11 protein-coding genes are annotated in these 12,489 nt (G+C 65.8%); 6 read left to right on the top strand and 5 right to left on the bottom strand.

Annotated features, from left to right (window positions below; all coding sequences use genetic code 11):
- Nucleotides 1-42 precede the first annotated feature (42 nt).
- Nucleotides 43-477: a hypothetical protein gene (locus V3B41_RS16420; RefSeq protein WP_043034009.1), complete on the bottom strand. Its 435-nt coding sequence runs from the start codon at nucleotides 475-477 to the stop codon at nucleotides 43-45.
- Between the two features lie 411 nt (nucleotides 478-888).
- Between V3B41_RS16420 and V3B41_RS16425 the strand changes: the two genes are divergently transcribed.
- Together V3B41_RS16425 and V3B41_RS16430 are read left to right on the top strand one after the other, a co-directional pair.
- The gene (locus V3B41_RS16425) at nucleotides 889-1,926 is read left to right on the top strand and encodes a S41 family peptidase (protein ID WP_197614051.1); all 1,038 of its coding nucleotides are present in this window, start codon (nucleotides 889-891) and stop codon (nucleotides 1,924-1,926) included.
- Nucleotides 1,927-1,929: 3 nt separating this feature from the next.
- Complete coding sequence (locus V3B41_RS16430; protein ID WP_329861689.1) at nucleotides 1,930-2,265, top strand: hypothetical protein; 336 nt, start codon at nucleotides 1,930-1,932, stop codon at nucleotides 2,263-2,265.
- Nucleotides 2,266-2,345: 80 nt separating this feature from the next.
- Here the strand turns inward: V3B41_RS16430 and V3B41_RS16435 are convergent, their stop codons facing one another.
- Together V3B41_RS16435 and V3B41_RS16440 are read right to left on the bottom strand one after the other, a co-directional pair.
- Entirely contained in the window at nucleotides 2,346-3,830 is a 1,485-nt protein-coding gene (locus V3B41_RS16435; RefSeq protein WP_329861690.1) for an XVIPCD domain-containing protein, read from the bottom strand.
- Nucleotides 3,827-4,465, bottom strand: a complete 639-nt coding sequence (locus V3B41_RS16440) for a hypothetical protein (RefSeq protein ID WP_329861691.1) — start codon at nucleotides 4,463-4,465, stop codon at nucleotides 3,827-3,829. Before V3B41_RS16440 ends, V3B41_RS16435 begins: the two co-directional genes overlap by 4 nt.
- Before the next feature lie 689 nt (nucleotides 4,466-5,154).
- Here V3B41_RS16440 and V3B41_RS16445 point away from each other — a divergent pair.
- Nucleotides 5,155-5,589, top strand: coding sequence for an SseB family protein (locus tag V3B41_RS16445; RefSeq protein WP_329861692.1), 435 nt, complete (start codon nucleotides 5,155-5,157; stop codon nucleotides 5,587-5,589).
- 79 nt (nucleotides 5,590-5,668) lie between these two features.
- Here the strand turns inward: V3B41_RS16445 and V3B41_RS16450 are convergent, their stop codons facing one another.
- Nucleotides 5,669-6,889 (bottom strand): multifunctional CCA addition/repair protein, encoded by a 1,221-nt coding sequence (locus V3B41_RS16450; protein WP_329861693.1) that lies wholly within the window; start codon nucleotides 6,887-6,889, stop codon nucleotides 5,669-5,671.
- A 256-nt stretch (nucleotides 6,890-7,145) separates the two neighbouring features.
- Entirely contained in the window at nucleotides 7,146-9,131 is a 1,986-nt protein-coding gene (locus V3B41_RS16455; protein ID WP_197620011.1) for a transglycosylase SLT domain-containing protein, read from the bottom strand.
- 253 nt (nucleotides 9,132-9,384) lie between these two features.
- On the opposite strand from V3B41_RS16455, the gene V3B41_RS16460 reads away from it, so the two are divergent.
- The 3 genes from V3B41_RS16460 to V3B41_RS16470 are packed head-to-tail and all read left to right on the top strand — an operon-like array spanning nucleotide 9,385 to nucleotide 12,470.
- Nucleotides 9,385-10,281 carry a nitrilase family protein gene (locus V3B41_RS16460; protein ID WP_329861694.1) on the top strand — a complete coding sequence of 299 codons (897 nt, stop codon included), beginning with the start codon at nucleotides 9,385-9,387 and terminating at the stop codon, nucleotides 10,279-10,281.
- A 9-nt stretch (nucleotides 10,282-10,290) separates the two neighbouring features.
- Nucleotides 10,291-11,481: a hypothetical protein gene (locus V3B41_RS16465; RefSeq protein WP_329861695.1), complete on the top strand. Its 1,191-nt coding sequence runs from the start codon at nucleotides 10,291-10,293 to the stop codon at nucleotides 11,479-11,481.
- Nucleotides 11,478-12,470 carry an asparaginase gene (locus V3B41_RS16470; protein ID WP_329861696.1) on the top strand — a complete coding sequence of 331 codons (993 nt, stop codon included), beginning with the start codon at nucleotides 11,478-11,480 and terminating at the stop codon, nucleotides 12,468-12,470. Before V3B41_RS16465 ends, V3B41_RS16470 begins: the two co-directional genes overlap by 4 nt.
- Nucleotides 12,471-12,489 lie beyond the last annotated feature (19 nt).

The raw sequence follows: 12,489 nt of genomic DNA on the forward strand, positions 1-12,489 counted from the left end.
ACCGATGCCATGACCTCCGCGCAGCCCAGCAACGGCTCGGCTCTACAGCAGCGGTGCGCACGCATCCGGTTCCACCAGCGCGCCGGCATGATCGGCCAACACCACCATTGCGTGCAGCAGGCCTTCCTCCACCTGCGGCGGACACTGCGCCTGCGCATCGTCCGTCTCGCGCGCCGACTGTGCAGCCAGCAGTACCCCGCCGCACGCAGACAACGCCGCCAGGCAACGCGTCGCCTCGGCCAGTTCCCGACCGCGCCCCTCGCTGAGTTGCCGCTCGCGCCACGCCTGGCCGTCGGCTGCGTGGCTGTGAGCGATGCCGCGCAACCGCGCGAAGAATGCGGAGGGCGGCGCCTGTTCGTTGGCTTCGGCGAGTGCATCTTCCAACGCTTCGGCGGCGGTAGTGGGCAGCTGCAGGCCGGGCAGTGCAGCGCCGAGCAATGCCTGCAGGCGTGGATAGGTGGGGTGGGGCGTGTTCATGGCGGCAACCTCACGAGGCAAGGCCACCTGCGGCGTGCAAGGTGGCGGGCGGTGCGGGTTGGCGTGCCGGTCAAAATCGAAACGAAAAAAAGCCGACGGATCACGAGGATCCCCACGCACCGCCCGCCATGGGCAAGCCGGTGCATTGTCGCGATTGCCGCTGAGGCGGCAACTCGATCGTTTCGATGTTTGATTCAGGACGCCAATCCCGGCCAGCGCAGGAGGCGCCGACGGAGGCAACCTTCTCGCGTTCTACGTGGCAATGACATGGGCAAAGTTGCAATTTACTGATCGCGTGCACGCTGTCTTGCTGCAACCCGCGGCGGGGCCAGATACGACAGTTCGCGCATGGCGAAAGCCATCACCTGCGGGCTATGCTGTGCGCCTGCCTCAACGACAAGGAAACGTCACATGCAGGTTCGCAAGGGAGTGCGTCGCATCGGCGCGCTGATGCTCGTGTTGCTGGCGACCGGCGCCATGGCCGATACGCCAGGCGCGGTCGAGGTGCCCTCGCCGGTGGCCCAGGCCGAGATCCTCAATCTACTTGAACGCCAGGCGCTGTATCGCGATCGGGTGGACTGGGCCGCCACCCGCGTACGCCTGCAATCGGCGCAGGGCGACCCCGCGCAACGGCTGGCCGTTCTGCGCGAAGCTATTGCGGTCAGCACGGGCAATCACGGCGTATGGACGACGACCCAGCGCCAGAGCGAATTCCTTGCGCGCGCGCAGCAGGCCGGCGCCGCCGCCGTGGACCGGGCCAAGGCGGCCGATGCGGTGGATATGCGCATCGGCTGGGTGGTCATCGAGGGCTACGCCTCCACGCCGGGCGCGACGCCGCAGGAAAAGTTCCGCCAGGACATCGAGCGTGCTGCGCGGTGGCAGCAGGTCATCCGCAGCAAGGACGACGGCGCGCGCTGTGGCTGGATCGTCGACCTGCGTGACAACAGCGGTGGCAACATGTGGCCGATGCTGCTGGGCATGGCACCGCTGCTGCGCACCTCGGTAGTGAACAACGAAGATGTGGGGTCGTTCGAAACTGCACAGGGGCCTGAGCGCTGGACGTTGACCGCGACCGCCGTGCAGCGTGCAGGCAAGTCGGTGCTGGACTTCGGCCAGTCTGGCTATGTGCTGCGGCAGCCCGGCGCGCCGGTGGCGGTGCTGTTCGGGCCGCGCACCGGCAGTTCGGGCGAGGCCTCGGTGCTGGCGTGGCGAGGTCGTCCGCAGACGCGGAGTTTCGGTCAGCCCACTGCGGGTGTCTCCACTGGCAATGTCGTGCAGACGCTTGCCGATGGCAGTCGCCTGCTGCTGACCACCACCGTGATGCGCGACCGCAATGATCGTGGTGATGGCTTGAAGATCGAGCCCGACCAGCGTATCGAGGGTGATGCCGCCACTTTGGCCGCCGCCCAAGCCTGGCTGCTGGCCCAGCCCGCCTGCCAGGCGCGCTGACCCATGATCCTAATCGGCCAGCAGGAGCGGGTTGTGGTGGTCGGCCCGACCGAAGCCCACCACTGCCTGCGCTGCCAGGCGGAAACCGAGTTCGCGCCCCGGCTGCGCTACAGGATGGCGCGCATCGACCTGCTGTTCGGTTTCACCTACCAGCGTCGCTACGAGCTGGCCTGCACCCGGTGCGAGCACGGCTGGGTGCTGGATACCGAGACCATGGACCAGCAGCTGGGCGGGGTGCCGATCCCGTGGCGGCACCGCTTCGGCCTGCCGTTGATGCTGGTGGTGGTGGTGGGGCTGGCGGTGGCCGGATGGATGTGGCGGAACCTGCACTCCTCCTAGGGAGAGGGCGGGCCGACACAGCCTCAGCAGGCCGTTCCAGCGGGCGCCAGCCTCCGGTGGGGCCAAGCCATCAGGCTGGCCTAGCCCATGCGCATCGCTGTTCGGGTCTGCTCTTGGGTTTGCTCTTGCTGAGCGACCTGCTGTGCCTGCGAAATCTGCTCGACCTTGGCGAGCGACTGATCTACGGGTGTATTGACGGCCTCGCTGACCGCAATCGATGCCCTCAGGTGTGCCGGATTGTCGAGCGCTCCCTGCACGACGAACATGCGAGGGCCTGATCCATCGCTGGGAGGGTTGCCCAAGACAACATGATCGACGCGTTCCAGGCCGCTGCGCTTGGCCGTTGCAAGCAGGCCGGCCGTCACGCGCTCACTGGTTTCATCGAAGCCGCGCCCGTGCCTGGCATCCACGGCCGATACACCGTCGCGAATCTGCCGGTAGAGCGCATGGTCGGGGTGGCCTTCCTTTCGGGGATCCAGGCCTGCCTTGTCCAAGGTTGATTCTATGCTCTCCTGCAATGGGCTCTTGGGAGCGAAGCCTGGGTTGCTCAGAGAGGGCGAGCCCTTTTCGGTTGCCTCTTGGACCGGACGCTCCCCAGCCTTCAATGCACTTTCTGCGTGCTGCACGGCTTCGGCTTCGCGACGGGCGTACGCTCCGGCTTCCCCAGTGCCGAGAAGGTAATTGACCCCGTCGCGCAGGAGTCCAGGGCCACCGCCGACAAGTACGGTCGCCCCCAGGCGCAACTGGTGGATGTCTTTGCGATACTCCGCTATCCGGCGTAGGTCCTCGGCATCAGTGATCCGCGCCCCGGGGTCGTCCAGTACGGACTGCACTGGGCCCTTGTCGGTCATACGGTCAATGAAGTGAACCATTCGATGGGAATCACCCAACTGGACCGCAACCGCAGCGGACATGACATGGCCGCTTTTCATCCCAAGCGATACGAGCGAGGCGATGCGCTGGCCCTGTTCGGCATCGCGCAAGACTCCCAGTTCCTTGGGGAGCGCGTACATCTCAACCTTGCCGTAATGAGGGCCGGCCGCACTAACCAGGTCGCCCGCCATCACATGGTTGGTGAAGGGCGCCGCATTGGCCGGCTGGCCTTCAGGCAGGCGATACGCCAGCCCCGCAGCGCCGTAGGGATTGAAGGCGTCGCCAGGAAGATTGTAGTGGTAGGCAGTGATCTGCGCGAGTGCGCCGCCTAGGGAATGTCCAGTGACGTACACCGGACCATATCCGTTTTCCTCAGCTTGCTCGATTGCCTGCTTGGTCAGTACGAGGGCATCATCAATCTGTGCGTTGACTCTGGCGCTGACCATCGCTGCGTCGACGCCGCCATCAAGTATGGCCTGGCGATCAAACTCGGTGCCTCGGTGGGCGATGATGATCTCGTTGGTCTTGATGTTCCGGTACACAACGCCTTGATAGCCGCTGACTGCGTCACGTCGCCCTAGAACTTCGAAGTCTTCACCATCAACGCGCAGCGATTCCTTATCGCCTGGAGCTGGATGTGACGGTGGGGAGTAGGCTGCATTGGCTAGGGCTGCATTGGTTAGAGGTCTCATGGGACGATTCCTTTCGAAGGAGACGATATCTCTATGGCAAAGTACTTCTGCTTCTCGATATCAGACAATCTGTTGTAGCTATACTGGGACTGCGTTCGCACCCACCCAGGCGTCGAACTCTTTGTTTGCAGGGTCATTTGACTGTCTGCGTACGAAATCGACGTGAGTAGTTTCTTCAGTTCGAGATGGTGGACGGCAACTGATATGAAGCCTTCGCGTCCCTCGGAAATGACTGGGAATGAAGCTCGAATGATGCTGGGTTTCCATTCGCATGGCCCCCGCCCGTAATAGTCAGCGACTGCCATGCCGTCCTCGAACACGGTGCTGCTGAACTCGGTTGCACTGACGCGTTGTACTGGGAACTCTACTGAGTGCCGTTGGGGGGCGTACTGCACACCCTCGTAGTTGCTGATCGGTGGGAGGCAGAGCGGGTCTATCTCGTAGGAGACGAAAACCTTCGGGAGGGTGAGCTCCACAGGCGCATCGTGGACCCGGATCACAATCGGTAGCGCATCCTTGGGTGCAGGATTCTCGCGATAGACCGGGTATGAGCGTTCCTTGTTGCATCCGGAAACGGCCAGTGTGATCAAGGCGATCAACGCCACGTGAGTGAGGGAGGGGGAGGGTTTCAGCATGAGCGGTCCATGTCGCTGATTGAAGTAGGCGCCTCTTCAGGGTTACTACGGGGCACGGTTCTCCGCGCGTGAGGATACCGGCAGGATTGCCCTGATCCTTGATCGGCTGGACAGGAGGGATGGCCGAGGAAGACGGCGCGATGTACCGCGTTAAGGGGCACATGCGACAGGTTGCGCCGCTCGTGCTGCCAGCTTGCTTGGCCTCCATCCATGCATGCCTGTGGCGCGAGGCCTTGCGAGGTAGCGTTCATCGGCGTTCCATTGCTCTACGTCATACGACTATACGACCCGCTCCAGCCGTGCTCAAAGCTCTTGGTCATGCCAGTCTCAACGTCCTTCCAGGATTGAGTGGAGCGGCGCCGGCACACGGTCACAAGCGAATTGGACACATTGACGATTTCGTCAGACTGTCGAAGCAGGCCTTAACAATTCCCCCGTCGAGCGGTTCAGGTGGGGTAGCAGGGTTCGTAGCATCTGCGGCCGGCCGTATCCTGCCCGCCATGCTTTCCTCCCGAAGCTATCAAGACTTCCGCACGGCCCCGAATTCCTATGGCGGGGCCCAGGCCGGTGAGCGCTGGGCGCTTTGGTACATCGGCCGCTGAAGCCCCGCGCGCCCCTGCCGACACGCTGCCGTGCCTCACCCCCGGCCTGCTAAAGTTGCAGCCTGCAACCACGTACCGGAACCGACCATGGACCACGACACCCCGTTCGACCCCCTCAACGACCTCGAGGTGCGCCTGCTGCAGGCCCAGGACGGCACGCTGACCGCGTCGCAGTTCCTCGACGGCCTGCTGACCTCGACGGCGTTCGTGTTGCTGGACAAGGCCATCGGCGAAGACGGTGCCTGGGACGAGAGCATCTCGCCGCTGGTGCTGACCAGCGAAAGCGGCGAGCCGATGTTCGCGGTGTTCACCGCGCACGAGCGTGCCGGCCTGTGGCATGAGCAGCTGCCGCAGTTCGCCCACGCCATGCCGATCGCGGTGCACGCGCTGCTGGCCGGGATCGGCGACGGCGTCGGCCTGGTGCTGAACCCCGGCCTGGACGTGGGCATGGAGATGATTCCCGATGCCGTGGCCCAGCTGAAGCAGCGCGCCGCGGCGATCACCCGTGGGATGGCGCATTGAAGCCAGCGATATAGGGTTGCCGGCCAGCGGCCGGCACTACCCATGGGAGTCGGTGCGCGGCCGCCACGGCGGTTGCGGATCAGCGGGCGGCGGCGATGGCTTTTACGCGCGCCTTGGCCAACGCTTCACCGATGGCCGGGCCCTTCAGATGGGTGGTATCCAGGTCCCGCGCCTGTACTGACAGTGCCGCCTGGTGCAGGCGCTTGAGCGTTTCGCCCTGCGGGTAGTCGGCGTCCTCGAAGCCGAGCCGGCCGCGTTTATCGGCCTCGCAGCACAGTGCGATGCGGGCCACGCGCTCCGGCCGGCGCAGCGCATCACAGCGGCCCAGTAGTTCCAACACGGTGGCATCGCGGAGTTCGTCGATGCGGTGCACGTTCAAGTGCTCCCGGCAGACCGCTTCGGCCAGCTGCTGGTGCTCGGCGGGAATCTTCAACCGCGCGCACAGTGCCTTCAGGGGTTTGATGCCGCGCTGTTCGTGCATGATGTGGCGCGGCCACTCCCCCGGCGGGGTCAGGCCCTTGCCGAGATCGTGGGTAAGCGCGGCAAAGCCGACCAGGTCATCGCCGGGGGCCAGCTTCGCCGCCATGTCGCTGACCATTTCCTGGTGGATGCCGGTATCGACTTCCGGGTGGAATTCGGCACGCTGCGGCACGCCATACAGCGCTTCCAGCTCGGGCAGGATCGGGCCCAGTGCATGTGCATCGTGCAGCGTGCGCAGGAAGGCGGAGGGCCGCTCACTGACCAGCGCCTTGCGCAGTTCCTGCCACACTCGCTCCGGCACCAGTGTATCCAGTTCGCCACTGGCGGCGATCTCGCGCATCAGATCCATCGTTTCCGGCGCAACGGTGAAGCCCAGCGGCGCGAAGCGCGCCATGAAGCGTGCCGCGCGCAGCACGCGCAACGGATCTTCCACGAACGCAGGGCCGACATGGCGCAGCACGCGCTGCTCGATATCACGCACGCCGCCGTAAGGATCGACCAGCGCCCCGCTGTCTTCGGCGCAGGCAATTGCATTGATGGTGAAGTCGCGGCGCTGCAGGTCTTCTTCCAGCGTCACTCCCGGGTCGGCATCGACCACAAAGCCGCGATAGCCGCGGCCGGATTTGCGTTCAGTGCGCGCCAGTGCGTACTCCTCACCGGTCTTTGGATGCAGGAATACCGGGAAATCGCGGCCGACTGCGGTGTAGCCCTGCGTTTCCATCTGCGCGGGCGTGGCGCCAACCACCACCCAGTCGTGGTCGCCGGCGGGGCGCTGCAGCAGGCGGTCGCGTACGGCGCCGCCGACAAGATAGATCTTCATGGCTGGAATCATCGCATGCCCGGCGCAGATGCACCGGTAGTGGGGGGGGGGGGGGGGGGGGCCCCCGCCCCCCCCCCCCCCGCCCGCCCCCCCCCCGGCCGCTGGCCGGCAACCGCAGTCACCCCGAAGCTGCCGGCCAGCGGCCGGCACTCCCGATACAGCGGCCAGCCTGATCCAGGCCAGCAGGCTCATCGTTTCACTCCAGGGCGTGGATACCGGGGAATGCCGGCCAGCGGCCGGCAGTACCGTGTTGTGATCAATCGCCGCCCTGGTCGGCGTTTGCGGCGCAGCTGAAGCTCTTGCGCTTGTCGACCAGGCGGCCCATCAGGCGGTCGCTCAACGGGAGGGCATCACCATTGAGGCGCCAGTCGTAGATCACGCTGAAGGCCAGCACGCGGGCCACGTACTCGCGGGTTTCCTTGTAGCTGATCGTCTCGATCCACAGATCCGGCTCAAAGCCCGGGCGCTGCCCCTGCCAGCGCGCGGTCGGGGTCGGGCCGGCGTTGTAGGCGGCGATGGTCACGTACGGCAGGCCGTCGTACTTGTTCATCAACTGGCGCAGGTAGGCGGTGCCGATGGCGATGTTGGTGTCCGGGTCGTACAGGCTGTCGGCGCCGCCATAGCCGGTCAGGCCGATGGACTTGGCCACGCTGGCACCGGTGGCCGGCAGCACCTGCATCAGGCCCATGGCATTGGCAGGCGAGCGCGCGCGCGGGGTAAAGGTACTTTCAGCGCGGATCTCCGCGGCCACCCAGGCCGGGTCGATCGCATTGCGTGCTGATTCACGGCGGATGGTGGCGTCGTGGTGCAGCGGGAAGCGCAGGTCGTACAGGCGCTGCTCCTGCGGTTGCTTGCCCAGTGCGAACACGGCGCGATCAAACCAGCCGTTGTCCTGCGCCACGCGCACGGCGAGGCGGCGCTGGGTGTCATCGAAGCGCGACAGCGCGCTGTTCCACTCAGCCACGGCCCAGCCGGTGCGGTCGATCTGGTAAAGCGCCATCGCGCGCTGGATGGCCGGGTCGCGCGCGATCACCGCCTGTGCCTGCGCACTGTCGTTCGGCTTCCACGGGCATAGCGTGTAGCCCTGCTGCAGTTTGTCGGCAGCCAGGAAGCCGTGGAAGGTGGGCGCACGCGCGGCGTCGCGGAACAACGGCTGTGCCTGCGATGCCTGGCCGGTCTTCTCCAGCATGCGGCCTTCGAAATAGGCCCAGCGCGGGTCGCTGCGCTGCTTGCTGCCCATCTTGCGGATCGCGGTCAGCGCTGCGGGCCAGTCCCCGCGCGACATTGCTTCGCGAACACGCCATTCGTGCAGGCGTTCGTCATAGGCCGATTCGGGTACCGCATTGAGACGGCGCGCCGAATCCGGCAGGTAGGAGGCCACGGTCCACAGGGCGATCTGGTACAGCACCTGGCCCTGCTGGGCGGCGCTCAGGCCGAGGGCCTGTGCGTACTGCGGCAGCTGTTGTTCGGTGGCACCCGGGTCGGTCTTGGCCAGCTTGGCCAGGCCGTCGGTGGCGATGCGCCGGCTGCGCTCGTTGCGCGGCCAGTTCAACGCGCTGGCGTTGGGCTTGTCGACGAAGGCGGCGTAGCTGTTGGCCTGCGCCAGGTCCGCGGCGGGCAGGCCGCGTGCGGCGCTGCGCATCACGGCCGGCTGCTGTGCGTCGGCGGCGGCATCGATGCGCTCCCAGCGCAGGGCGTCGCTCAGGCCGCCTTGTGCCTGCAGCACGGCGAATACCGCGTCGCAGCCGTCCGGCAGCGACTTGCCGTTCTTGCGCCACAGGTCCTGTGCTTCGCTGATCCACTGCGGATCGACCTTGCCCGTCACCTGGCGCGCGGTCAGCTGCGCACAGCGCAGCCCGACGTTGTCCGTGGGCGCCCAGTTGGCCAGCAGCGTCGGCCAGTCCTGGCGGCGTGCGACCGAGGGCAGCCACACGCTGCGGAAGGTAGTCGCCACGGCCTGGCCATCATAGCGCTTGAGGAAGGCCTGGGCCTGCGCGGTATCGACGGTGTCGATGTTGCGACGCAGGTTCGCGTACTCCAGCCAGCCATAGGCCGGGTGGCGACTGAGCGCACCGGCCTGGCCGGGATCGAACTGGCCGCGTTCGGCGGCAGCGATCGCGGCTTTCAGCTGCGCGTTCTGGGCGTCGAGGGACTGGGCGTTGGCGCAACCGATCAGCAGCGTGGTGGCCAAGGGCAGCAAGGACAGGGCAGTGGGAGTGCGTCGGGTCATGGCAACCAGCATAGCGGGCGATGGCTGAATTCAGTTTCGCATTGCGTGCACGGTGGCTGCACTGATGCAAATGGCCCGCTTTGGCGGTGGGTCAGGCCGGATGCTCGGGCCAGTCCAGCGCGGAATTCAGTGAGAGTCGTCGCATAAAGCCCACTTTGAAGGCGTTTCGCGCAGTTGACGCTTTTGCCAGTTGAAGCGGCCGCACAACGGGTGCCTGCTGCAGTCAAACGGAAGCAGCCGCTCCGCCCCTGCAGAGGACCATCGCATGTCAGATCAGCCCAAGCCGTTCAGTCCTGTCTCGGTTGCCGTCATCCAGTTCGACCCACAGTGCGGGCCGGAGAACGTCCCCGCCAACATCGAACGGGCGCGCCTGCTTGCCACGCAGGCAGTGGAACGTGGGGCCCGCCTGATCGTGCTGCCCGAGCTATGCTGCACTGGCTATTCGTTCAGCAGTCGGGCGGAGGCGTTCGCGATGGCTGAGTCGGTGCCGGAGGGGCCGACCTCGCGGCTCTGGGAAGCCTTCGCGCGCGAGGCGGGCATTCACCTGGCCGTGGGTATTGCTGAATACGATGGCAGCCGTCTGTACAACACCGCCGTGCTGTTCGGGCCCGGCGGCTATATCGGACGCTATCGCAAGACCCACCTGTGGTGCCGCGAAAAGCTCTACTTCTGTGCCGGGGATCTCGGCTACCCGGTTTTCGAGACCAGCATTGGCCGCATCGGCCTGATGATCTGCTGGGATGTCTGGTTCCCCGAGGTGCCGCGTCTGCTTGCGCTGCAGGGGGCCGACATCATCCTCAGCCTCAACTGCTGGGTGTGGACGCCGCCGCCATTGTTCGATGAAAGCGGGTGCTGCATGGCCTGCTACCTGACGATGACCGCCGCACACGTCAACAACGTGTTCATCGCAGCGGCCAACCGCGTCGGTACAGATCGCGGGGAACGCTTCCTGGGGTGCTCGTTGATTGTCGGTACCAACGGATGGCCGCTGGCCCCGATCGCAGCGCCTGAAGGTGAGGCAATGGTGATGGCCGAGGTGGACCTGTCCACGGCACGCAGTGCGCCGATCTGGAATTCCCTGAACGATCTCTGCCGCGACAGGCGTACCGATCTCTTCGATCCTATGCTGGGTTATCGCCAGCATCCCATGCTGCCGCGCTGAGGGACCGAAATGGCGCGCATCCCGTCACATGCACAAGCGGCAGCCTCCCGCAGCCATTTCGGCTCGGCACTCTTCCTCGCGGCGTTCGCGGTGGTGATCGTCGCGACGCTGGTTGTCGGGTGGGGCGCGGCGTCTCCCGGCCAGCTCTGGCCAGACCACGCCCAGATGATGGGTAGCCTCGATACATGGGCAGGTCGTTGGCGATGGTGGGTTGGCGATGCCAGTGAAGTGACCTTCTACAAGCATGAGTTTGCCTCGCTCGGCCTGATCGGCGGTGCTGCATTGGCCCATTGGGCGCACCGGCGAGGAAAGCGATGGCAGGGGTTCCCGATCTGCTACGGCACTGGCCGCTGGCCTTGGGTCGCGGTAGCGTCGATTGGCGGACTGCTGCTTGCCAACATGATATTTGCCGGCACGGTGCGGGATGGGAGCTGGCAGCCCACGTTCGTTGCTGCCGTCTCGCTGCCGGCGGCGATGGTGCTGCTGTTCGGTGGCGGCTGGAAGATTACGGGAATCGCCGCTGCATCTGGCGCATTGCTGGTCACGCCGCTGGCGTTGTTGCTGGTGAATCAGGTCTGCGCACCGCTGGGCCTGCCCGCCGTCATCGGCAACGTTCTTGCAATGACACTGGCAAGCGCGGCCGCCTTTGTCGCCGCGAGGCGGCTGGGCTGGAATCCGGTTCCCGCTGCGCCTGGGGCAGCGCCGGCTGCGCCCGTCACGCGGCATGGCTGGCAATGGGGCATGCGCAGGGTACTGGCGGACTTCAGTGAAGCACCCTTCCTGGGCAACGAGTTCGCCAGTGCCGGGCTGATCGGCGGCGTACTGCTTGCCGCCCTTCTGCAGCCGGCCGGACCCTTCTATGGCACCGGTTGGCTGATGGCATTGCTGTGCGGCCAGGCGCTCGCCTCCGCGGTGGGGGTCTGGGTATGGCGGGAGCGCTGGATCCAGGGGGGCTGGTATCCCACGTACATCCCGATTGTCTCCGTGGTTCCTGCCTGCATTCTAGCCCATGGCGGGAGCGCGGCGGTGGTGGTGCTGTCCGCGCTGCTGGGGGCACTGCTGACGCCACCGCTGGCCGCGGCATGTTCTGCTCGCTTGCCTGCACACGTGCATCCGTATATCGGCAATCTCCTCTCGATGGCGGCAGGCGTTCTGCTGATCGTCCCTGCAGTGGGCTGGATACTGAAGGGGGCCATATGAGACGGCTGGCATTGGGCTCACTCGGCGGCACCCTCAGCATGCGTGGTGATGCGGCGGGCGTGGGCATCGTTCCGAAGGTTTCCGCGCAGATGCTGGCGGAGGTAGTCCCCGGGCTGGGCAGGTTGGCAATGGTGCAGACGCATACGCTTGGTCTGTCACCCAGTGCGTCGCTGTCGTGGGTCGACGTTCTCGCTGCGCGCGACTGGGCCGACGCGATGGTGGACGACGGCGCTGATGGCGTGGTCATCACCCAGGGCACCGACACGCTCGAGGAGTCAGCGTATCTGTTGGATCTGCTGTGGCCGCACCCGCAACCGATGGTGTTGACTGGTGCCATGCGTGGGGCTGATGCAGCCGGTGCTGATGGGCCCGGAAACGTGCTGGCTGCGGCGATTGCGGCACTGGATCCGCACACGCGCATGCGCGGGGTGGTCGTCGCCATGCAGGACCGACTGTACGCGGCGGACCAGGTGCGCAAGGTGCATAGTCTGGATCTGGATGCCTTCCAATCGCCAGGTAAAGGCTGTATCGGGCGGGTGCAGGAAGGGCAATGCAGCTATGAAGGATCGCCTCCGGAACGACTGCCTGCACTGGTGCCAACACGGGTTCATCAACGGGTAGCCATGCTCGAGGCGGTGCTGGGCGAAGGTCCTGAGGTGCTGCATTCGTTGCTGGAGAGTGGATGCGAGGGGCTGGTTGTGGCGGCCATGGGCGCGGGCCATGTCCCGTCCAGTTGGGTTGAACCCTTGGCGCGTGCCGCAGTGCATCGTCCCGTCATCATCGCCTCGCGCACCGGCGCCGGCGCGACGGCACGCCATACCTATGGCTTTGCTGGCAGCGAAATCCACCTGCAGCGGCGGGGGCTGCTGATGGCGGGATCACTGTGCCCACGTAAGTGTCGCCTGTTGTTGTGGGCTCTGATCGGCTCGGATGCACTCGGCTCTCTGCAGCAACGTCTGCAAGCCTACGGCGGTGGCAACGGCAGCTGAATGCTCCACGCGCAGACAC

The sequence above is a fragment of the Stenotrophomonas sp. SMYL89 genome (assembly GCF_036319985.1).
GTDB lineage: Bacteria > Pseudomonadota > Gammaproteobacteria > Xanthomonadales > Xanthomonadaceae > Stenotrophomonas > Stenotrophomonas maltophilia_Q.